General features: G+C 72.3%; 20 protein-coding genes. 7 read left to right on the top strand and 13 right to left on the bottom strand.

What is annotated here, in order from left to right; translation table 11 throughout:
* Positions 1–6: 6 nt before the first annotated feature.
* Entirely contained in the window at positions 7–561 is a 555-nt protein-coding gene (locus ACF08B_RS36815) for a TlpA family protein disulfide reductase (RefSeq protein ID WP_392321388.1), read from the top strand.
* Between the two features lie 4 nt (positions 562–565).
* Here the strand turns inward: ACF08B_RS36815 and ACF08B_RS36810 are convergent, their stop codons facing one another.
* Positions 566–1,054, bottom strand: a complete 489-nt coding sequence (locus ACF08B_RS36810; RefSeq protein WP_392321387.1) for a DUF3515 family protein — start codon at positions 1,052–1,054, stop codon at positions 566–568.
* 126 nt (positions 1,055–1,180) lie between these two features.
* Between ACF08B_RS36810 and ACF08B_RS36805 the strand changes: the two genes are divergently transcribed.
* Complete coding sequence (locus tag ACF08B_RS36805) at positions 1,181–1,495, top strand: PLD nuclease N-terminal domain-containing protein (protein ID WP_392321386.1); 315 nt, start codon at positions 1,181–1,183, stop codon at positions 1,493–1,495.
* Positions 1,496–1,540: 45 nt separating this feature from the next.
* Here the strand turns inward: ACF08B_RS36805 and ACF08B_RS36800 are convergent, their stop codons facing one another.
* Genes ACF08B_RS36800 through ACF08B_RS36790 form a run of 3 tightly spaced genes read right to left on the bottom strand, consistent with a single transcriptional unit; the run spans position 1,541 to position 5,173 of the window.
* Entirely contained in the window at positions 1,541–2,320 is a 780-nt protein-coding gene (locus ACF08B_RS36800; protein ID WP_392321385.1) for a hypothetical protein, read from the bottom strand.
* Positions 2,307–3,902 (bottom strand): substrate-binding domain-containing protein, encoded by a 1,596-nt coding sequence (locus tag ACF08B_RS36795; RefSeq protein WP_392321384.1) that lies wholly within the window; start codon positions 3,900–3,902, stop codon positions 2,307–2,309. The genes ACF08B_RS36800 and ACF08B_RS36795 overlap by 14 nt, the downstream gene beginning before the upstream one ends.
* The gene (locus ACF08B_RS36790) at positions 3,899–5,173 is read right to left on the bottom strand and encodes a hypothetical protein (RefSeq protein WP_392321383.1); all 1,275 of its coding nucleotides are present in this window, start codon (positions 5,171–5,173) and stop codon (positions 3,899–3,901) included. Before ACF08B_RS36790 ends, ACF08B_RS36795 begins: the two co-directional genes overlap by 4 nt.
* A 173-nt stretch (positions 5,174–5,346) precedes the next feature.
* Between ACF08B_RS36790 and ACF08B_RS36785 the strand changes: the two genes are divergently transcribed.
* The 3 genes from ACF08B_RS36785 to ACF08B_RS36775 all read left to right on the top strand — a co-directional run bounded on the left by ACF08B_RS36785 (position 5,347) and on the right by ACF08B_RS36775 (position 8,331).
* Positions 5,347–5,796, top strand: a complete 450-nt coding sequence (locus ACF08B_RS36785; protein ID WP_392321382.1) for a nucleoside deaminase — start codon at positions 5,347–5,349, stop codon at positions 5,794–5,796.
* A complete protein-coding gene (locus ACF08B_RS36780) occupies positions 5,789–6,772 on the top strand; it encodes an isopenicillin N synthase family dioxygenase (protein WP_392321381.1) in 984 nt (327 codons plus the stop codon). The genes ACF08B_RS36785 and ACF08B_RS36780 overlap by 8 nt, the downstream gene beginning before the upstream one ends.
* 152 nt (positions 6,773–6,924) lie before the next feature.
* Positions 6,925–8,331: a condensation domain-containing protein gene (locus tag ACF08B_RS36775; protein ID WP_392321380.1), complete on the top strand. Its 1,407-nt coding sequence runs from the start codon at positions 6,925–6,927 to the stop codon at positions 8,329–8,331.
* A gap of 16 nt (positions 8,332–8,347) precedes the next feature.
* Here the strand turns inward: ACF08B_RS36775 and ACF08B_RS36770 are convergent, their stop codons facing one another.
* From ACF08B_RS36770 to hemL, 8 genes are all read right to left on the bottom strand, one after another.
* Positions 8,348–8,806: a hypothetical protein gene (locus ACF08B_RS36770; RefSeq protein WP_392321379.1), complete on the bottom strand. Its 459-nt coding sequence runs from the start codon at positions 8,804–8,806 to the stop codon at positions 8,348–8,350.
* A gap of 25 nt (positions 8,807–8,831) precedes the next feature.
* On the bottom strand, positions 8,832–9,914 hold the full coding sequence (gene ccsB, locus ACF08B_RS36765; RefSeq protein ID WP_392321378.1) for a c-type cytochrome biogenesis protein CcsB: 1,083 nt from the start codon (positions 9,912–9,914) through the stop codon (positions 8,832–8,834).
* Entirely contained in the window at positions 9,911–11,626 is a 1,716-nt protein-coding gene (locus ACF08B_RS36760; RefSeq protein ID WP_392321377.1) for a cytochrome c biogenesis protein ResB, read from the bottom strand. The genes ccsB and ACF08B_RS36760 overlap by 4 nt, the downstream gene beginning before the upstream one ends.
* A gap of 3 nt (positions 11,627–11,629) precedes the next feature.
* On the bottom strand, positions 11,630–12,400 hold the full coding sequence (locus ACF08B_RS36755; protein WP_093476791.1) for a cytochrome c biogenesis CcdA family protein: 771 nt from the start codon (positions 12,398–12,400) through the stop codon (positions 11,630–11,632).
* 1 nt (position 12,401) lies between these two features.
* On the bottom strand, positions 12,402–12,992 hold the full coding sequence (locus tag ACF08B_RS36750; RefSeq protein WP_176985683.1) for a TlpA disulfide reductase family protein: 591 nt from the start codon (positions 12,990–12,992) through the stop codon (positions 12,402–12,404).
* A 114-nt stretch (positions 12,993–13,106) separates the two neighbouring features.
* Positions 13,107–14,411 carry a hypothetical protein gene (locus ACF08B_RS36745; RefSeq protein ID WP_392321376.1) on the bottom strand — a complete coding sequence of 435 codons (1,305 nt, stop codon included), beginning with the start codon at positions 14,409–14,411 and terminating at the stop codon, positions 13,107–13,109.
* 150 nt (positions 14,412–14,561) lie between these two features.
* On the bottom strand, positions 14,562–15,221 hold the full coding sequence (locus tag ACF08B_RS36740; protein ID WP_392321442.1) for a histidine phosphatase family protein: 660 nt from the start codon (positions 15,219–15,221) through the stop codon (positions 14,562–14,564).
* Between the two features lie 50 nt (positions 15,222–15,271).
* On the bottom strand, positions 15,272–16,588 hold the full coding sequence (hemL, locus tag ACF08B_RS36735) for a glutamate-1-semialdehyde 2,1-aminomutase (protein ID WP_392321441.1): 1,317 nt from the start codon (positions 16,586–16,588) through the stop codon (positions 15,272–15,274).
* Between the two features lie 590 nt (positions 16,589–17,178).
* Here hemL and ACF08B_RS36730 point away from each other — a divergent pair.
* Together ACF08B_RS36730 and ACF08B_RS36725 are read left to right on the top strand one after the other, a co-directional pair.
* Positions 17,179–17,616, top strand: a complete 438-nt coding sequence (locus ACF08B_RS36730; RefSeq protein WP_010353923.1) for a hypothetical protein — start codon at positions 17,179–17,181, stop codon at positions 17,614–17,616.
* 121 nt (positions 17,617–17,737) lie between these two features.
* Positions 17,738–18,613: a GNAT family N-acetyltransferase gene (locus ACF08B_RS36725; protein WP_392321375.1), complete on the top strand. Its 876-nt coding sequence runs from the start codon at positions 17,738–17,740 to the stop codon at positions 18,611–18,613.
* Here ACF08B_RS36725 and ACF08B_RS36720 read toward each other — a convergent pair.
* On the bottom strand, positions 18,580–20,262 hold the full coding sequence (locus ACF08B_RS36720) for an EamA family transporter (protein ID WP_392321374.1): 1,683 nt from the start codon (positions 20,260–20,262) through the stop codon (positions 18,580–18,582). The two genes, ACF08B_RS36725 and ACF08B_RS36720, sit on opposite strands and share 34 nt — an antisense overlap.
* Positions 20,263–20,322: the final 60 nt, after the last annotated feature.

The following is a 20,322-nucleotide window of genomic DNA, read 5'->3' as shown; positions in this document are numbered from 1 at the left end:
TCGATCATGAGACGTCACCGCCGGCTGCCGCTTCTCGCCCTGCTGCTCGCCCTGGCCGGGTGCGCGCCCGCGACGGAGCCGGACGGCGCGTCCGGGCCGCCGCTCAGGAGGGTCCCGGCGGCCGACCGCGGTGCCGCGCCGGACCTCGCCGGCAGCACCCTCGACGGCCGGTCCGTGCGCCTCTCCGACTACCGCGGGAAGGTCGTCGTCCTCAACGTGTGGGCGCCCTGGTGCGGCCCCTGCCGTGCCGAGGCGCCCGAACTCTCCCGCGCGCAGGAGCATTTGAAGGCGAAGGGCGTGCAGGTGCTGGGCCTGGAGACGGACGCGGAGCGCGGGGCGGGCCTGGCGTTCCAGCGCGACCACGGGCTGGCCTACCCGAGCCTGCACGACCCCGGCGGCCGGCTGCTCACCCGGCTGCCCCGGGAGTTCCGGCCCCAGTCGCTGCCGTACACCCTGCTCATCGACCGGAACGGGAAGCTGGCGGGCCTGTGCGTCAGCCCCCTCACGGAGGCGGAGGTCACGGGCCTCACCCGCCCACTGCTGCGCGAGAAGGCCCGCTGACCGGTCAACCGCTGCGCAGACAGTGGTTGTTCTGGCGGACCGGCGCGACCAGCCGGCTCACCTCCGTCAGGACGGCGTCGGGCTGCCGTACCGAGTCCGCGATCGACAGCTCCACGGCGGGGCGCCTGCCGTAGGTGACGACGAGTTTCCGCCCGTCCCGGGACGCGGCCTCCCTCAGTACCCAGTCCACGCCGTTCACGGCGAAGCACGGGTCCTTCGTGGGCACCGGCGGTGTCAGGCCGCAGCGCAGCCGCACCGCCCCGTGGCCCCACACCGCGAGCCCCTCGAAGGTGACCCGGTCGCGGCGGTCGCCGTCCAGCCGGTCCGGGTAGCGGTCCGCGATCCGCGTGCACGCCGCGTCCTTCGCCAACGGCCCCTGCCGCAGGCCGAACACCGGCGAGGACAGCTCCCGCGCCACCAGCAGCCCGGCGACGAGCAGCCCGCCGGCGGCCACCCCGGCCGCCGCCCGGCGCCTGCGTGTACGCACTCCCATCGTGCCTTCCCCCGTTCCCTCCGATCCGCCGTCGGTCATCGGCGATCAAGGAACAACCATCATGGCCACCCGCTACCCTGGCCCGGTCACCGGGGCCGTCTCACATCGTCGGGAGATCGCACGACCATGCTCAGGTATCTGCCGTTCCTGCTGGTCCTGGCGCTGTGGATCTACGCGTTCGTGGACTGTCTGAACACCCCCGAGGAAGAGGTGCGCCACCTGCCGAAGGTGGTGTGGGTGATCGTCATCCTGCTCTTCGGCGAGGTCCTGGTCGGGCCGGTCGCCTGGCTGATCACCGGCAAGGCGCGGGGCGCCGGGGCGTACGGCTCCGCCTCGCCGGACGGGCACGGCACCGCGAGTGCCGGCTGGGTCGCCCCCGACGACAACCCCGAGTTCCTCAAGTCCCTCAGGAAGGACGAGCCCGAGCCCGGGTCCGAGTGACGGCCTGCCCGGTGCGGGGCACGGGCCGGGCCGGGCGCGGGCGGGTCAGCGGAAGACGGCCACCGGGTACTGGAGCACGATCTCGCGGGCCCGGGGGTCCCAGCTGGTCACCTTGCCCAGGCAGTGCGCCTGGAACTGGCCCTCGGGCAGCTCCCTGTCGGGGGTGAGCAGTCCGTCGGCGCGCAGCACGACCCGCAGACGGGCGGCCGGTCCGCCGTCCCCGTAGGGTGCCCGCATCACCAGTGTCGCCTCGCGCCGGTCGCCGGCCTCGAACCGGCCGGTGACCATGACGAACTCGCCGATCTCGCTGAGCGGTACCTCGGCGGCCGGTGCGGCGCCGCCCGCGGTGCGGGCCAGTTCCCGCAGCAGGGCCCGGTTCGGGGTGACCGTGCCGGAGTCCGCCCGCAGCCGCACCTCGACCAGGGCGTCGCCCTGTCTGAGGACGGACAGCAGCAGGCCGATGACCGAGATCGGCTCGCTCTTCTCCACGTACTTGGCGACCACCTCGGTGCTGCTGCCGCCCGTCACCCGGAACAGCAGGGACACCAGCGGGATCACCGCCAGGCAGCCGGCGTTGCGGATGCGCCGCTCCTCGACCTCCTTGCGCAGGGCGGTGCGGTAGTTGCCCAGCTTGAACAGGCCCATGACGGCGTCGTTGTCGAGGTACAGCGGAAGGTAGCTCGGGTCACTGGGGCCCTCCCGGCGCCGTACGACCTCCCGCCGCACCGCGTACCCGAGCAGCACGAGCAGGCCGGCGAGTGCCGCCAGCCACCACGCCATCGCGCCCCACCAGGCGCTCCACCAGGTGCCGTCAGTTACAGCCACGGATCTCCTTGAACGCGGCGGACAGGGACCGTGCGTGGGCGTCGACCATGCGGCCGCCGGTCACCGCGGCGACCCGGCGCAGCTGGGCGGGGTCGGCGTCGCCGAAGTACAGGGGGTAGGTGTGCACGGCGCGGACGTCGGCGGGGCGGGCCCGGTAGCGGCCGGCGAACGCGGCGCGGCCGATGCCCGCGTTGTTCTCGCCGTCCGTCATCAGCACGAGGGACACCAGCCGTCCCGGGTCCTCGCGCAACGCCCGCTCGGCGACGGCGTATCCGTGGTCCAGCGCGGACCAGACGGCCGTGGAGCCGTCGTAGCCGCCCTCCGTGACGAAGTCCTGGAGGGCTTCGAGGTCGGCCGGACCGCCGATGGTGACCGTGCGTTCGCCCAGCGGGCGCCCGCCGAAGCGGACCACGGTGAGCCGCTCGCCCTGGAAGAAGCGGACGAACTTGGCGCCGGCCGAGGTGTCCGCGCCGCTGAGCCCGGCGAACGCGGCCCGCAGCGCGGCCGTTCGGGCCCCGCGCATCGAGGTGGAGAAGTCCAGCAGGAAGATCACCTGGTCGGCGGCGCGGCGCCGGGGGTCGCCGTAGTCGTCGAGGAGCCGGTCCAGGACGGCCGGGTCGTCCGGGAAGTACAGGGCGTTGTCCAGGGGCGCGGTCAGCCGTGCGTCGCGGGCAACGGCCGTGCTCACCGGGCGGCGCAGGGTGCGGCGCATGATGTCCCGCTGATGTCCGGGCTCGGTCAGCCAGCTCACCACCCGGTCGTAGGCGTCGCGGCGGCCGGGGTCGAGCAGGAGCAGCGGATAGTCGGACAGCACCATGCCGTCGGCGGGGTGGACGATCTCCAGGGGCTGCCGCAGCCGGCCGGAGGCGTTCAGGGTGAGCAGTTCGGACTCGTAGGTGATCAGGGCGTTGGTGCGGCCCGGGCGGGCGGCGAAGGCGTCCAGCAGGGCGCGGGAGCTCTCGGCGGTGAGGCTCTGGCCGGACCGGAACCCGCGCAGCCGGTCGCAGCTGACGTCCGAGGGGCGCAGCGCGCCGCCGGTGCCGGCCGCGGCTGTGGCGACGCCGACGAGGGCGGCGAGGCCGCTGTTGCTGTGCCGGGGGTCGGCCATGCCGAAGCGGACGGTGCCGGTGGCGGCGGCGTCGGCGATGTCCGCCCAGGACAGACGGCCGCCGGGGGTCTTCGCGCGCAGGGTGCGGGCGGTGTCCCGGGTGAGGCCGACGACCACCGGGGAGCGCATGATCGAGCGGCTCTGCACGCCGGTGGCGGCCCTGTTCCCGGAGGGCGCCCGTCTGGCCTCGAGCCGCAGGTAGCGGTCGGAGGAGAGCCAGGCCAGGTCGTAGGAGTGGCGGCCGGTGAGCAGGGTGTCGCTCGCGTCGTTGGTGGGCCGGTAGTCCAGGTCCAGGCGGACGCCGGTGTCCTCGCGGAGACGGGCCAGCAGCGGTTTCATGTCGGCGAGTTCGTCGCTGGCGAGGACGCGGAGGGTGGTGTCGGGTCCGCCGCCGTCGCCGGAACAGGAGACGAGGCCGCCGAGCGCGGCGAGCAGGACCAGGCACAGGCCGGCGGTCAGGACGCGGGCCCTCACGGCGCCTCCCCGGCGGCCGCCGAGCGGGGTACCGGCTCGCAGTCGCCGACCACCTCGATCATCCGCTCCAGCAGGTCGAGGCGGGGCAGGACCGCCTTGGTGTCGTCCGCCGACAGGACCGGCGCCTGGATGCCCCGCTCGCGCAGGAACCGGGTGAGCGCGTCGCTCGTGGCACTGCCGCCGTCGGCGTCCCGGACCCTGAGGCCCAGTTCCATCGCCCGTCTGCGCAGCGCCGGGTCCTTGCCGATCAGCTCGCCGAGCCGGTCGCCCTGCGGGGTGAGCGCGATGAGCTGGGGCTCGGTGACGAACCGTGCCGACGGGTAGAGCAGCACCCGTTCGCCGTCGACGCGTCCGGTGCCGGCGCGGGCGGCGATCTGGTGGGCGAGGAACTGGTGCTCGTAGATCACCGCGATGGGCGAGATGCTCTTGCCCTCGGCGGAGACGTAGGTCTCGTTCTTCTCCGAGGACGGCATGCCCTGGTCGTTGAGGAGGAGCCGGATCCGCTCGGCGAAGCGGGTCGCCTCGGCCGGGGTCTGCGGGATGTTGTCGTGGTTCCACACGTAGGAGACGAGGCCGAGGTAGGTGCCGGCGGAGTTGGCCTCGCAGATGTCGGAGGTCTGGGCGAGCACCTTGTTGCCGTTGTGGATGCCGTGCCGGTCGATACCGAGGCCGTCCCAGCGGCGGCCGTCGGCGGTCGCCCGCAGGAACTTCGCCATGTCGAGCGTGTAGTACAGCGGACGGGCCCCGGCGGGCGCGCCGGGGAGCGGGGTGGCGATCCCGGCCGCCTGGAGGGTCTCGGCGTACTCGCGGTAGGTGCCGAGCACGATCGGGCTGACGAAGGGGCGGTACGTCGTCGCCGGGTGGCCCTCGGCCGCACGCCTGCGGGTGATCAGGTCGGCGGCGGGCTGGCCCGAGGGGAAGACGATGTCGTAGTCGTCGTAGCTCTGCTGGGCGATGCCGCGGGATCCCATGCGGGTGATGTGCACGCGGAAGCCGTGCCGGACGAGCAGCCGCTGGACCTCGGGGTCCTCGAAGTAGTCGGCCTTCGAGGCCATCTTGGCCTGGATCGTGACGATGCGCGCGAACGGCAGTCCGACGTGCCCCTGGGCGAGGACGACGATCGCGCACAGGGCGGTGGCCGCCGCGACGGCGCGGGGGATCAGCCTGCGCGCCGGCGAGCGCCGCCGGGGTGTGACGGCCGGTGCGCCGACCTTCAGGCGCGGCTCGCCGGTCCGACGGGGTTGGTCGGTCTCGGCTCTGTGTGTGGCCACCCGTTTCTCCTGCGTCAGCGGGGGCAGGATCGTCGCGGTCCGAGACGACGGCCGGGGGAACGCCCAACCAACGTGCGGTCACAAGGATGTGAAAGGCCGTCAGACAATTGCGGAAGACCCGCCTCACCCCTTCGGTGCGTGACGCCGGCCCGTCCCGGAGGCAGAGTGAGGTCATGGACGAACGACAGGTCCGCGTCTGGCTCGCCACCGCCGTCGAGGAGGCCCGGGCCGGCCTCGCCGAGGGCGGCATCCCGATCGGCGCCGCGCTGTACGGCCCGGACGGCACCCTCCTCGGCCGCGGGCACAACCGCCGGGTCCAGGACGGCGACCCCTCGGCGCACGCGGAGACGGCGGCCTTCCGCGCGGCGGGCCGGCAGCGCACGTACCGCGGCACGACCATGGTCACCACCCTGTCCCCCTGCTGGTACTGCAGCGGCCTGGTCCGCCAGTTCGGCATCTCCCGGGTCGTGGTCGGCGAGGCCCGGACGTTCCACGGCGGGCACGACTGGCTGGCCGCGCACGGAGTGGAGATCCTGGTCGTGGACGACGCGGAGTGCACGGCGATGATGCGCTCCTTCGTCGAGGACCAGCCGGACCTGTGGAACGAGGACATCGGTGACTGAGACGCCCGCCCCGATCCCGGCCGTCGACCTGCGTCCGTGGCGCGACGGGGACGCCGAGGCCCGGGCTCACCTCGCACGCACCGTCGACCGGGCCCTGCAGACCGCCGGGTTCCTGCTGATCACCGGGCACGGTGTGGACCCGCTCCTGCGCTCCGGGATCCGGTCCGCGGCCCGGCGGTTCTTCCTGCTCCCGCCCGAGGTCAAGCGGCGGTACGCGGCCCGGGTCGGCGGACGCGGCTGGCTCGGCCCCGGCGCCGAGGCCAACGGGTACGCGGAGGGCACCGAGACACCGCCCGACCTGAAGGAGTCGCTGACCTTCGCCACGGACGAGCCCTTCGGCGACCCGGCCGTCGACGCCGAGTGGTACGCGCCCAACGTGTGGCCCGCCGAGGTCCCCGGGCTGCGTCCGCTGTGCCAGGAGTACCTGGCGCGGATGGCCGGGCTGGAGACGGAGCTGCTGTCCCTGCTGGGCCACGCGCTCGGGCTGGAACCGGACATCTTCTCCCGGCACATGGACCGTCCGACGTACGGCTTCAACATCAACTGGTACCCGGGCACGGAGGTGGTCGGCCGGCCGCGGCCGGGGCAGTTCCGGATCGGGCCGCACACCGACTTCGGCACCGTCACCGTCCTGGACCGGCAGACGGGCCGGGGCGGACTCCAGGTGTACACCGACCCCGCGGACGGCGGCGCCGGCTGGCAGGACGCGCCCTGGGAACCGGCGGCCCTGACCGTCAACATCGGTGATCTGCTCGCCCGTTGGACCGGTGACCGGTGGCGGTCGGGACGGCACCGGGTGCTGCCCCCGCCGGTGGACGCGCCCGCCGAGGAGCTGATGTCGCTCGTCTACTTCGGCGAGTGCACCCCGGGCACCCTCGTGGAGTCGGTACCGGCGCCGGTGGGCCGGGTCGCGTACCCGCCGGTCGACTCGCACGTGTACCTGCGCGAGAAGCTCGATTCGATCAGCGTCGGCTGAGCCCCGAACCGCACCGTCGGTTAATCACTTCCGCGTTCGGCCTGCCACCCGTTCCGTTGAAATGAACCCGACGGGCATGTCCCGGCCGCGTCCCACGGCATTGCCTTGAGGGGGGCCCGCACCCAGGGGCCCCCTTCTGTGATGGGAGACGCGTGCGAATCACTGACATCCAGCGCTGCGAGGTCCGGCCGGGACGGCTCGTCGAGTGGACGCTGAGCCCGGCGACCGTCGCGGTGGCGACCGCACTGCCGGAGGACTCCCGGCGACCGGCCTACATCCAGGAGTCGCACATCAGGACGGCCCGGAGCGTCCGGGAGGACGGGCTGTTCGTGCCGACCTGGCTCGGCACCGCCTTCGACATCCCCGGCCCGGTCGACCTCGACGGACTGCAGGAGGCGCTGCGCGCCTGGACCGTACGGCACGAGACGCTGCGCAGCGGCTTCCGCTGGGCGGGCGAGGAACTGCGCCGGTTCACCCTCGACGCCGCCGACGTGACGCTGTGCCGCGAGGACGTGGGCGACTTCCCCGACGCCGACGACCTGGTCCGGCACCTCCAGGACCGTTTCGACACCGTCGCGGACGCGCTGCGCTGGCCGAACCTGATCTACACGGCGGTGGTGCGGGACGACGGCGTCAGCGTGTACATGGCCTTCGACCACAGCAACGTCGACGCCTACTCCCTGCACCGGATCGCCGCCGAGATCCACGAGCTGTACGCCGCGGGCCCGGCCGGAGTCGCCGCGGACCGCCCCGCCCCGGCCGCGAGCTACGTGGACTTCTGCGAGATCGAGCGGGCCGACGCGGACGGCATCGACGGGCGGCACGCCGTCGTGGAGCGCTGGCGCCAGTTCATCCACCGCTGCGACGGGACGCTGCCGGGCTTCCCGGTCGACCTGGGCCTGGAGCCGGGCGGCCCGCTGCCCCCGCAGCGGATGCTGTGCGAGCCGCTGGCGGACGCGGACGAGGCGGCGGCGTTCGAGGCGTACTGCCGGCCCTACGGCGGCAGCCTGGTCGGTCTGCTGGCCGCGACCGCGCTCATCGTCCACGAACTGGGCGGGCAGTCGGTGTACCGGACGGTGGTGCCGTTCCACACCCGGGTGAAGTCGCGGTGGAACGACTCGGTGGGCTGGTACGTGGGCGGCGCCCCGATCGAGGTGCCCGTGGGCCCGGGCCCCGGCTTCCGGGACACCCTGCGGGCGGTGCGGGCCGAGCTCCAGGCGAACCGGCCGCTGTCCCGGATGCCGCTGGCCCGGGTGCTGAGCCTGCTCGGCGCGGACTTCCGGCCGACCTCACCTGACCTGTACTCGATCGTCTCCTACGTCGACGCCCGGGACATCCCCGGCGCCGAGCGGTGGGCGGAGCTGAAGGCGCACGGCCTGCTCCGGGTCTCGTACGGCGACCAGGTGTGCGTGTGGGTGAACCGGCTGCACGAGGGGCTGTGGCTGGCGAGCCGCTACCCGGACACCGACGTGGCGGCGAAGAACCTGCGGCTCTACGTGGAGCGGTTGCGGGACCACATCGCCTCGGTGGCCCACGGGAGCCTCCCGGCGGCCTCCTGAACCGGCCGCCGCCGTCCTAGGTGAACTGGCCGGGGAGGGGCTCCGAAGGCTCCGGCTCCGGCCCGGAGGGGCCCTGCGGACCCCCCAGATGGGCGATCAGCCGTTCGAATCGGGCCCGCCAGCCTGCCTCCGACTCCCCCTCGCCCTGGAACTCGTGGGTGAAGCGCAGCGCGCACTCCGCCGCCCCCTCCCGCTCCAGGTGGAACCGGATGCGGCCGCCGCTGCCGACGGTGTACTCGGCGACCCGGTCCACGTCCCACGCCGTGACCTGCCCGGTGCCCAGGTCACGCAGGGCGACCATGCCGTCGAGCCGGGGTTCGAGCACGTCGACGGCGGTGCACCAGGCCCCGAGGCCCTCGGGGGTGGCCACCGCCGGCCAGACGTCCTCCATGCGCAGCGGGATCCGCACCAGGAAGTGGAGTATGTGCGTGTTCCCGTGCGTCTGGCTCATGCCCTGTTCGATGGAACCGCTCATGACACCAGTGTCACCGACGGGGTGGTCACACGCCCGCGTAGGAGTGCTTGCCGCTGACGAAGATGTTGACGCCGTAGTAGTTGAACAGCCAGCAGCCGAAGGCGATCATCGCCAGGTAGGCGGCCTTGCGGCCCTTCCAGCCGGCCGTGGCACGGGCGTGCAGGTAGCAGGCGTAGGCGATCCAGGTGATGAAGGACCAGGTCTCCTTCGGGTCCCAGTTCCAGTAGCGGCCCCAGGCGTCGCCGGCCCAGATGGCTCCCGCGATGATCGTGAACGTCCACAGCGGGAACACGGCCGCGTTGACCCGGTAGGCGAACTTGTCCAGGGACGCGGAGGCGGGCAGGCGCTCCAGCACCGAGCTCGCGAACGCGCCCGGCTTGCCGCCGCTCTGGAGCTTGTTCTCGTAGGAGTCCTTGAACAGGTACAGGATCGTGGCGACCGCGCCGACGTAGAACACCGCACCGCAGAAGATCGCGGTGGAGACGTGGATGTACAGCCAGTACGAGTGCAGCGCGGGCACCAGCTGGTCGCTCGCGGTGTACAGGACGGTGACGGCGAGACCGAGGTCCAGCAGGACCGTGGTGATCAGGAACAGGCCGAGCCAGCGCACGTTCTTCTTCAGAGCCAGCAGCCCGAGGTAGACGCCGACGGCGACCGTGGAGAAGGTGATGTTGAACTCGTACATGTTGCCCCACGGCGCCCGCTCCACGGAGGCCGCGCGGGTGACGACCCCGCCCAGCTCCACGAGGAACGCGAGCACGGTGAGGGAGACGGCGATCCGCCCGTAGAGGTCGCCCTGCACGTCACCGCCGTGGGCGCCCGGCCCGTCCGGCACGTCCCGCGCGCCGGACGACGAGCGGACGACGACCTTGGGCCGCTCCAGGACGGCCGTACCGCCGGCCTTGCGCACGGTGACGGCGGGGGCGCCGCCCTGCCGTGCGCCGTCCGTGGTCAGCGCGGCGGCCGTACGGGCGACCTTGCTGCGGCTGCCGAAGAGCCATTCGGCGATGTAGGCGAAGAAGGCCAGGGTGTAGACGGTCATCGACGAGTAGATCAGCGTGTTGCTGATGCTCGCCAGGTGTTCGTTGGTCGCGGCGGCGAGAGTCACTTCTCAGCCCCTTCGGCAGGTACGACGGTGGATTCGTTGGCGTCGTCGGGTTCGGGGGCCCCCGGCGCCCGGTCGTAGAGGGTTCCGGCGAGCACGCCCAGCTCCTCGGGCACCTTGGCGGACTCGCTGCGGCCGAGCCCGGCCATCTCGACGACCGTGACGCCGTCGGCACCGCGCACCGCCCGCACCCAGACGCGGCGGCGCTGGATGAACAGGGACCCGGCGAGCCCGAAGATCGCCGCGAAGGCACCGCCGAGCGCCCAGCCGCCACCCGGCTCCTGGACGATCTCGAAGCCGGCCCATTCCTTGACGTCCTTCTCGAACGTGATGGAACCGGCGCCGTCGGGCAGCTTCATGGTGTCGCCCGGCTGGAGCAGCTTCTTCAGCAGCTGGCCCTTGGCGTCCTTGAACGCCTTCATATGGGTCTTGTCGAGCTGGTACACGTTCTGCGTGCCCGTGTCGACGCCCAGGTCGCCGTGGTACGCGTTCACCGCGAGCAGCGGGTTCACCAGCGCCGGGAACTGCGAGAGCATCGTGCCGCTCTTCGGGTCGAAGGTCGGCACGAAGAAGGCCTGGAAACCGAGCTGGTCCTTCTTCCCCCGGGCGTCGCGGTAGCCGTCCATCACCTTCACCACGCCGTTGGAGGTGACGTTGCCGTCGAGCGGCAGCAGCGGTACGGCGTCGTGGTAGACGACCTTGCCCTTGCCGTCGCGGACGGTGACGACGGGCGCGTAACCGTGGCTGACGAGGTAGACCTTGGCGTCGTCGATCTTCAGCGGCTGGTTGACCTTGACGCTGGTCGTCCGCTGCTCGCCGTACGCGCCCACGCCGTAGGCGATCTTCGCCTCGAAGGTGCGCGGGGTGCCCTTGTTGGGGCCGCTGGTCTCGTAGGTGGCCGTGAAGTCCTTGAGGTCGAAGCTGAACGGCACCAGGTCGTCGTTCTGGAACAGGCTGCCGGACTTGAAGTCGTCGTACATGGGCAGCGCGTTCGCGAAGCCGTCGCCCTCCACCATCAGCTTGGTGCCGTCCGACTTGTACAGCTGGCCGGAGGCGAAGGCGACCAGCAGCACGATCAGCGCGATGTGGAAGACCAGGTTGCCGACCTCGCGCAGATAGCCCTTCTCGGCGGCGACGGCGTCACCGGCGGTGTGGGCGCGGAAGCGGCGCTTCTTCAGCAGGGCGAGCGCGGCCTCGCGGACCTGCTCGGGGTCGGCCTCGGTCCGCCATGTCGTGTAGGCCGGCAGCCGGTTCAGCCGCTTCGGCGCGCCCGGCGGACGGCTGCGCAGCTGGCCGACGAACTGCCACGTGCGCGGGACGATGCAGCCGATCAGGGAGACGAACAGCAGGATGTAGATGGCGGAGAACCACACCGAGCTGTAGACGTGGAACAGGCCGAGCTTGTCGTAGACCGGCGTCAGCGTCCTGTGGGCGGTGCGGAAGTCCTCGACCTTGCTCGCGTCGGCGTCGGTCTGCGGGATCAGCGAGCCGGGGATCGCGCCGAGCGAGAGCAGCAGGAGCAGCAGCAGCGCGACCCGCATGGAGGTCAGCTGCCGCCAGAACCAGCGGACCCAGCCGATGACGCCGAGGCCGGGCACGGTCGCGAGTTCCTCCCGCGGTGCCGTGGACAGCTGGGAGCCCGCCGCCCCCAGGTCGTCCTGGCTCTCGGTGCTCCCGGCTTCGCCCGGGGAGTTGTCGGTAGTGGTGTTGCTCATCGATCAGATCCCCACACTGAAGCCGTTGGACCAGGTCTGCATCTGCTGCACCAGGGCGTCCCAGGCACCGGTCAGCAGCAGCACACCGGTCACGATCATCATCGTGCCGCCGATGCGCATCACCCAGACATAGTGGCGCTTGACCCAGGCGAAGGCGCCCAGCGCCTTGCGGAAGGCGATCGCGGTGAGGACGAAGGGGACGCCGAGACCCACGCAGTAGATCACCGTCAGCAGGGCGCCGCGTCCGGCGCTCGCCTCGTTCCAGGAGAGCGCGTTCACCGAGGAGAGGGTCGGGCCCATGCAGGGGGTCCAGCCGATGCCGAACAGGGCGCCGAGGAACGGGGCGCCCACCAGGCCGTTCGACGGCCGCCGGTGGAAGCGGAACTCGCGCTGGGTGAACCAGGGCATCAGCCCCATGAAGAACACACCCATGAGGATCATGAGGACGCCGAGCGCCTTGCTCAGCGGGTCCCGGTAGTCCTGGAGGGTCGAGCCGAAGTAGCCGAACAGCGCGCCGCCGGAGACGAAGACGGCGCTGAAGCCGACGACGAACAGGGAGGCACCGGCGACCATCCGGCCGCGCCGGGCCTCGGCCAGGTCGGTGCCGGCGACGCCGGTGACGTAGGAGAGGTAGCCGGGGACCAGCGGCAGGACGCAGGGCGAGAAGAAGGAGACCAGCCCGCCGAGCAGCGCCAGGGGTGCGGAGATCAGCAGGGCGCCGTGGAGCACGGTCTGGTTCTGGCCCACCGCGGCCAGCGTCAGGGTCGCGCTCACGTCACTTCTCCGCCAGGACCGGCTTGAGCATCTTCAGCAGCCCGGCGTCGTCGAGCGGCTCCAGGGCCCGCGCGGCGACCTTGCCGTCCTTGTCGAGGATGAGCGTGGACGGGATCAGCTGCGGGTTGAGGGTGCCCTTCTTGAAGCGGAGCATGAGCCGGCCCGTGGGGTCGTACAGGCTCGGGTACCCGATCCCGTGCTCCTTCTCGAAGGCGACCGCCGGGGTGGTGCTGGTGTCCCGGGTGTTGATGCCGACGAACTGCACGCCCTTGCCGGAGTAGTCCTTCGACACCTTGGCGAAGTACTTCGCCTCCTCGCGGCAGGGGCCGCACCAGGAGCCCCAGACGTTGAGCACGACGACCTTGCCCTTGTAGTCGGCGACGTCCACGGTCCTGCCGTCGATGGTCTTGCCGGACAGGTCGGGGGCCGCGGCCCGCTCGCCCTGCGGCGCGGTGTCGATGCCGTTGTTGCCGGTGACGAAGTTGGTGTTGCCACCCCCGCCGGAGGTGCCGCCCTTACCGCACGCGGACAGGGACAGGGCCGCCACGGCGGCCACGGCACTGAGCAGGACGGCGCGGCTTCGGGTACTCATGTGAAAAGTTTCGCATGGCTGTTCCGGGGATCTTGCGCGCCCCCCTGCCGGACAGAGAACCGCATTTCAGGGCGTATTTACACGGGGCATTTCGGACTATGTGCCCCGTGGGGCTCAGGCGGCGTCCGAGGAGGCCGACTTGGTGTCCCGCAGGAACTCCTTCCAGCCGCCGGCGGGCCGCTGCCCGACCTCCAGCGTCCGCAGCTTCGCGAGCACCTCGGGCTTCTGCGCGTCCATCCAGGCCGCGAACTGCCGGAAGGAGACCAGCCGCACGTCCCCGCCCTTCTCCTTCTCGCGGGCGATGTGCCGGAAGGCCTCCTCGACGGAGTCCATGTAGATGCCGCCGTTCCACTGCTCGAAGTGGTTGCCGACGAAGAACGGCGCCCGGTTCGTCTCGTACGCCCGCTGGAATCCCTGGATGTACGCCTGCGCGGACTGCTTGCGCCAGCCCGGGTAGTTGTACGCGGGCGCCTTGGTGGAGTTCACGGACTGGTTGGCCAGCATGTTGTAGTCCATGGACAGGACCTCGAAGGAACGTCCGGGGAAAGGTATCTGCTGCAAGGGCAGGTCCCATATCCCCTGGCGCTTCACCGGCCAGGTCTGACGGCCGCCCGGCGAGGAGGCGTCGTAGCGCCAGCCCAGCTCGCGGGCGGTGGGCAGCAAGTTGTCCTGGCCGAGCAGACACGGCGTGCGGCCGCCGACCAGCTCCTTGTCGTAGTCGAAGGGCAGCGAGGGCAGGTCCGTCCAGCCGGTGTTCGTCCGCCACTCCTTGACGAACGCCTTCGCCTGCCGGATCTCGCTGCGCCACTGCTGCGGGGTCCAGTTGGCGACCGAGCCGCCGCCCCCGCAGAAGTGCCCGTTGAAGTGGGTGCCGATCTCGTGGCCCTCGAGCCAGGCGCGGCGCACGCCCGCGAGCGTGGCCTTGATGTGCGCGTCGGTGAGGTAGCCGATGTCCGAGGCGCCGCGCGGGTTGTTCGGCGGCTCGTACAGCCGCTTCTTCGACTCGGGCAGCAGATACAGCCCCGAGAGGAAGAAGGTCATGCTCGCGCCGTGTTCCTTGGCGAGATCGAGGAAGCGCGGGAAGAGTCCGTTGCCGACCTCGCCGGCGCCGTCCCAGGAGAAGATCACGAACTGCGGCGGGGTCTGGCCCGGCTCCAGCGGCTCGGGCCTGGCCGGCTGGTGCGGCTGCCTGCCGGTGAAGGAGGTGGAGCCGTCACCGATGGGCCGCGCCGGACGGGCACCGGGCCGGCCCTGGTCCTTGCCGTCGTGCCCGCCGCCGCCCGTGCCGGAACCGTCCCGGTGCCCCGCGCCGTCCGAGGACTTGAGTCCCCCGCAGCCGGCGAGACCGGCGGCGGCCGCCGCGCCCGCGCCGAGGCCGAGTGCCCCACGCCGGGAGAGGGTCCGGGAGATGGTGCGCATGGAGATCCCCGATTCGTCGCGCCTGCTGGATGGTCACCCAGTCAGAGGGCGTGACGATCGGGGAGGTTCCGCCAATTTGTGCGCTTTTCGTAACGATCCCCGCAAAAGCGCACCAAGCGCTTCAAAGGGACCTCCGGAAACGACGGTCCGTCAGGCCCCGAAGGCCTTCCCCTGGGCCGTGCCCTTCCCCTTCTGGGGCTTGGCGCCGGCGCGCAGATGGACCGGGACGAGATCGATGGCGGGCTCGCTGTAGCCGACCGACACGATCTTGTCGCCCTGGTACGTGAAGGTCGTCAGGGAGGCGAGGGTGCACTGCCGCTTGCGCGGGTCGTGCCACAGCCGCCGCCGCTCGACGTACGAACGGACGATCCAGATCGGCAGCTGATGGCTGACCAGCACCGCCTCGTGCCCGCGGGCCCGGTCCCTGGCCGCGTTCAGCGCGCCCATCATCCGCACGACCTGGTCGATGTACGGCTCGCCCCAGGACGGCCGGAACGGGTTGACGAGGTGCTTCCAGTTGTCCGGCTTGCGCAGCGCGCCGTCGCCGACCCCGAACGTCTTGCCCTGGAAGACGTTGTCGGCCTCGATGAGCCGCTCGTCGGTGTCCAGACCGAGGCCGTGCGCCTTGGCGATCGGGGTGGCCGTCTCCTGCGCGCGCTCCAGCGGCGAGGCGCACACGTGGGTGACGTCACGTGAGGCGAGGTGCTCGGCGACCCGGTCGGCCATCTGCCGGCCGAGCTCGGACAGGTGGTAGCCGGGCAGCCGTCCGTAGAGGACGCCGCTCGGGTTCTCGACCTCGCCGTGCCGCATGAGGTGGACGACGGTGATGTCCTTGTCGCCGGTGTTGCCGGTGCTGTTGCTCACGCGGTGGCCTCCGCAGCCGCCCGGGCCGCCGCCGGGAGGGCGTCGGCGATCGTCTGGATGGCCCGCTCGTCATGGGCCGTGGACACGAACCAGGACTCGAAGGACGACGGCGGCAGGTAGACGCCGTTCGACAGCAGCGAGTGGAAGAACGCGGTGAAGCGGTACGACTCCTGCCGCTTGGCGTCCTCGTAGTTGCGCACCCGCCGGTCGGTGAAGAAGACGGAGAACATGTTGGAGGCGCTCTGCAGCCGGTGCGCGACGCCCTCCTTGCTCAGCGCCTCGGTGACCAGCGACTGGATCTGCGCGGAGACGGCGTCCACCGTCTCGTACGCCGCGTCGTCGAGGAGCCGCAGCTGCGCGAGACCGGCGGCGGTGGCGACCGGGTTCCCGGAGAGGGTGCCGGCCTGGTAGACGGGCCCGGCCGGGGCGAGGTGGGCCATGACGTCGGCGCGCCCGCCGAAGGCGGCGGCCGGGAAGCCGCCGCCCATGACCTTGCCGAAGGTCATGAGGTCGGGTGCGACCCCGTCGACCCCGAACCAGCCGCTCCTGCTGGTCCGGAAGCCCGTCATCACCTCGTCGGAGATGTAGAGGGCGCCGTTCTTGTGGCAGGCGTCGCGCAGGCCCTGGTTGAACCCGGGGTCCGGCGGCACGACGCCCATGTTGCCGGGCGAGGCCTCGGTGATCACGCAGGCGATCTCGCCCGGGTGCCGGTGGAAGGCCTCCTGCACGGCCTCCAGGTCGTTGTACGGCAGCACGATCGTGTCGCCGGCCTGGGCGCCGGTGACGCCGGGGGTGTCCGGCAGCGCGAAGGTCGCGACACCGCTGCCGGCCGCGGCGAGCAGCGAGTCCACGTGGCCGTGGTAGCAGCCGGCGAACTTGATCACCTTGGAGCGCCGGGTGAAGCCCCGGGCGAGGCGGATGGCCGACATGGTCGCCTCGGTGCCGCTGCTGACGAGCCGGACCTGCTCGACGGGCGCCACCCGGGCGACGATCTCCTCGGCGAGGGCGACCTCGCCCTCGCCGGGCGTGCCGAAGGACGTGCCGCAGGCGACGGCCTCCTGGACGGCGGCGATGACCTCGGGGTGCGAGTGGCCGAGGATCATCGGTCCCCAGGAGCACACGAGGTCGACGTACTCACGCCCGTCGGCGTCGGTGAGGTAGGCCCCCTTCCCCGACACCATGAAGCGCGGGGTGCCGCCGACGGCACGGAAGGCGCGCACCGGGGAGTTCACGCCCCCCGGTGTGACGGCGGAGGCGCGGTCGAAGAGCGCCTGCGAGGCGGGCGCTTCGTACGGATAGGGCGTTTCGCTCAGGGCACTCATGACGTGCGAGTTCTCCGGCTTCTCGGACTCCGGTGGCGTGGTGACCCCCTCAGGGTAGGCCGCGCCCCGGCCGGACCGCGGTCCGCCTCGGGATCAGAGCGACGCCGTTCAAGATCAAAGCGGCTCCATCCCTCATCTGCGAGACTGACACCTGATACACACAGCTCATACGCACGTAATGATCAGGGGTCGGGAAGTTCCCCGCGTGGACTGTTGTTCCACCGCACGTTTCGGCGGGCGGCCGTGGGGGAGGTCACTGACACGATGATCGGGTTGCGCGGCGGGGGCCACGCGTCCTAGAAAAGCAGTCGGGTGGAGATATGCATCGCGGTGGCGGACTGGGCGAGGGGACTGATGACCTGGGTCCTCGACGTGCCCGGCGGGGAAGGCACCGGCGCGAGGCGGAGGAAGCGACCGAAGCACGTCAGACACAGGGTGTACCGAGTGAGCCCGAGCGGTACGACCGGCAGATCGACCAGCAGTCCGACCGGCAGACCGACCGGCAGCCGGAGCGGCCGATCGACCGCCGGCTCGACCACCGGGCCGACCGCCTGCGGGCGGGGAGCAGGAATGGTGGTCGGGTGGGGGTGACGTACAAATACTTCGGCGCGCCGGACGGCGCGACCGCGGCCCGCGTCCCCATCTCGATGCGTCCCGAGGAACTCGGCGGCGACGAGCTGGGCATGAACGGCATGTTCACCAAGATCAAGCCGGAGACGATGGCCGCGATGGTGCTGACCGGCATCGAGGGCGTGCCCCTGCACAAGGTCCCGCCCCTCGAACTGGTCGTGCTGCACCCCGACTACGCCGTCGTCAAACTCCCCATGACGGTCGTCGACCCCCTGCGCGACATCGGCGAGGAGGCGGTCGGCGCCGCGGCCTTCATCTGGTCGACGGTCCCGGACCGGGGCGGCCCGCGCGACGCGTTCAACGTGTACCAGCTGCTGCACGAGTGGCAGGACTTCTCGCACCGGTTGCACGAGGCCGGGCACCAGCCGTACTGCCTCGTCTGGCCCTGAGCCGGTCCCGCCGCACCGGTGCCGGGCGGGACTCCCGCGCGAAGTCGCCGGGCCGGGCGTCGGCCCGTCTGCGCTCCGGGCGTTCGCGCCCGCGGGCCGCGCGGATCGGGGAGCATGAGGCATGCGCCCCGACGACTGGCACCTCACCGACGACGTCGACGACTTCCTCGCCCGGGCCGGAGACTTCCTGCGCTCGCGGCCGACCCTGCACAACACACCGCTGACCACGGTCGAGAGACTGCGCACCCGTGAGTCCGGCGCACCGAACGGCGCGGCCACCGTCTTCGGCCGGCTGGAGACGGGCGGCGAGGTCCACGCCGTCTGCTACCGCCTTCCCTCCCGCCGCCTGACCGTCACCGCCCTCTCCCCCGAGCAGGCCGACACCCTCGCCGTGCGCCTGGCCTGCCTCCGCCACCCTCTCCCGGGCGTGCTCGCCGACCACGACAGCGCCACCGCGTTCGCCGAGGCCTGGCAGCGGCACACCGGCGCGAAGCCCGAGGCCTCCTGGTGGGGCCGGCTCCACCGGCTCGGCACGCTCACCCCGCAGGAGCCGGTCCCGGCGGGCGCGGGCCGGGTCGCGGGTGCGCACGACCACGAGCGGATCGTCCGCTGGTGCGGCGCGTTCTGCGCCGACGTCGGCGAGGTCCTCGCCACGGACCCCGGCTCCTGGGCCGCCTCACGCTTCGCCGACAAGCGGTTCACGTTCTGGGAGACCCCGGACGGCACCCCGGTCTCCATGGCGGGCTCGACCGCGATGGTCGGCGGCATGGTCCGGGTGGACCCCGTGTACACCCCGGCCCGCCTCCGGGGCCGCGGCTACGCCGGGGCGGTGACGGCCGAGGTCAGCCGGGCCGCGCTGGCGGCGGGCGCGACGGACGTCGTCCTGTTCACGAACCCTGCCAACCCCACCAGCAACGCCCTCTACCGGCGCCTCGGGTACGTCCCGGTCGCCGACTTCACCGGCTACGACTTCTCTTGCGACGCGGGGGCCGCGTAGGAAACGGCGGGCGGCGCCGCGTCCTGGTGGACGACCGTGATGTGCCGCTCGGCGCCCGGCGTCCGCAGTTCGTCGAGCACCGCGACCGCCAGATCCTCCGCACTGATCCACGAGCGGCCGTCGGCGGCGGTGAGCAGGGTGTCGGTGCCGCGCCGGTGCCGGCCCGTCCGTGCACCGGGTTCGAGCAGGGCGGGCGGGCTGAGATAGACCCAGTCGGCACCGGTGTGGGCCCGGCACGTCTCCCACTGGGCCAGACCGGCGGCGGCGACGGCCCGCACCTCGGCGGGCACGTACGCGGGGTTGTGCGCGACGAGCAGTCCGGGATCGTCCGGACTGCGCAGCGCCCCGGCGCCGCCCACCACGAGGACACGGATGCCCAGCCGCGCGGCGGCGTCCAGGACCGTGCGGGTCGCGCCGACCAGGAACTCCTCGTCGGCCGGCTCGGTCCGCACGGCCAGCACCACGGCGTCGGCGGCGCCGTGCGCGGTGGAGCCCGCCAGTGCCTCGTGCACGGCGTGGGCGTCCCGCACGTCGACGGCGACCGGTGTCACGGCCGGGTCCGCGGCCGGGTCGTGCGCCGCGGGCTTCCTGGACAGGGCCAGCACCCGGTGTCCACGGCGGGCGGCCTCGGCCGCCACCCGGCTGCCGACCATCCCGGTGGCACCCAGCACGGCGACCGTCATGCCCGGCTCACCTAAGGCCGCCGCGCGCTCTCCGGGATCCGGGGTCCCGCGCCGCGCCCGCCGGCCGGGGTGCGGGGGATCGAGCTGGGTGGCCAGCATGGCGGCCAGCGCGAGGAGGAAGCCCAGGGTCTGCGGAAGGCTCAGCGACTCTCCCCGTGCGATGCCGATGGCGGTCGCCACCAGCGGGGACAGCAGCACGAGCGGTGCGGACGCGCCGACCGGCAGGCGGCCGATCCCGCGGAACCACAGCGTGTACGCGATCAGCCCGCCCATGCTGCCCAGCCACAGGTAGCCGCCGACGGCCGCGGCGTCGATCCCGTGCGGTGTCCCCTCGATCACCAGGGTGAGCGGGAGCAGCAGCAGTCCGCCGACGGTCAGTTGCCAGCCGGCCAGGGCCAGCGGGCCGACCCCGGCGGGACGGCCCCAGCGCTTGGTGAGAACGACACCGCAGGCCATGGCGGCCGTACCGGCGAGACCCGCGGCGACACCGGTGGCGTCCAGCCGTGCCCGCGGCCCGAGCACCACCAGGGCGACGCCGAGCGCACCGAGCACACCCCAGGTCAGCCGCCAGGGGGTCGGCCGGTCGCGGAGCACCAGGCCGGCCAGCCCGGCGACCAGCAGGGGCTGTGCGGCGCCCAGGGTGGCGGCGACCCCGCCGGGGAGGCGTTCGGCCGCGAGGAACAGCAGGGGGAAGAACGCGCCTATGTTGAGCACGCCGAGGACGGCGGCCTTCCACCACCAGTCCCCGCGCGGGAGGACCCGGGTGATCGCGAGTCCGGCCAGTCCGGCCGGCAGGGCGCGCATCAGCCCGGCGAACAGCGGGTGACCCGGCGGCAGGAGCTCCGTGGTCACGACGTACGTGGTGCCCCAGGAGGCGGGGGCGAGCGCGGTCAGTACGACGGTGGCCGCCCGCCGCGCGGACGCGCTGCGCGGCGGGACGAAGGACCGCCCGGTCGAGGAATCCATGCGGGAAGTCTCGGCGGGCACCCGCCATGACTCCAAAGCATGGTTGTCATCGCAGCCATG

It is taken from the genome of Streptomyces sp. NPDC015139 (assembly GCF_043079785.1).
GTDB lineage: Bacteria > Actinomycetota > Actinomycetes > Streptomycetales > Streptomycetaceae > Streptomyces > Streptomyces albidocamelliae.
Note: the sequence above shows the minus strand (reverse complement) of the source record. Positions and strands in the feature narration are given on the sequence as shown.

Coding starts and splice junctions, on each gene's coding strand:
- ACF08B_RS36815 (WP_392321388.1), top strand. CDS start 7: ATGAGACGTCACCGCCGGCTGCCGCTTCTCGCCCTGCTGCTCGCCCTG.
- ACF08B_RS36810 (WP_392321387.1), bottom strand. CDS start 1,054: ATGGGAGTGCGTACACGCAGGCGCCGGGCGGCGGCCGGGGTGGCCGCC.
- ACF08B_RS36805 (WP_392321386.1), top strand. CDS start 1,181: ATGCTCAGGTATCTGCCGTTCCTGCTGGTCCTGGCGCTGTGGATCTAC.
- ACF08B_RS36785 (WP_392321382.1), top strand. CDS start 5,347: ATGGACGAACGACAGGTCCGCGTCTGGCTCGCCACCGCCGTCGAGGAG.
- ACF08B_RS36770 (WP_392321379.1), bottom strand. CDS start 8,806: ATGAGCGGTTCCATCGAACAGGGCATGAGCCAGACGCACGGGAACACG.
- ACF08B_RS36760 (WP_392321377.1), bottom strand. CDS start 11,626: ATGAGCAACACCACTACCGACAACTCCCCGGGCGAAGCCGGGAGCACC.
- ACF08B_RS36750 (WP_176985683.1), bottom strand. CDS start 12,992: ATGAGTACCCGAAGCCGCGCCGTCCTGCTCAGTGCCGTGGCCGCCGTG.
- ACF08B_RS36745 (WP_392321376.1), bottom strand. CDS start 14,411: ATGCGCACCATCTCCCGGACCCTCTCCCGGCGTGGGGCACTCGGCCTC.
- ACF08B_RS36740 (WP_392321442.1), bottom strand. CDS start 15,221: ATGCGGCACGGCGAGGTCGAGAACCCGAGCGGCGTCCTCTACGGACGG.
- ACF08B_RS36725 (WP_392321375.1), top strand. CDS start 17,738: ATGCGCCCCGACGACTGGCACCTCACCGACGACGTCGACGACTTCCTC.
- ACF08B_RS36720 (WP_392321374.1), bottom strand. CDS start 20,262: ATGGATTCCTCGACCGGGCGGTCCTTCGTCCCGCCGCGCAGCGCGTCC.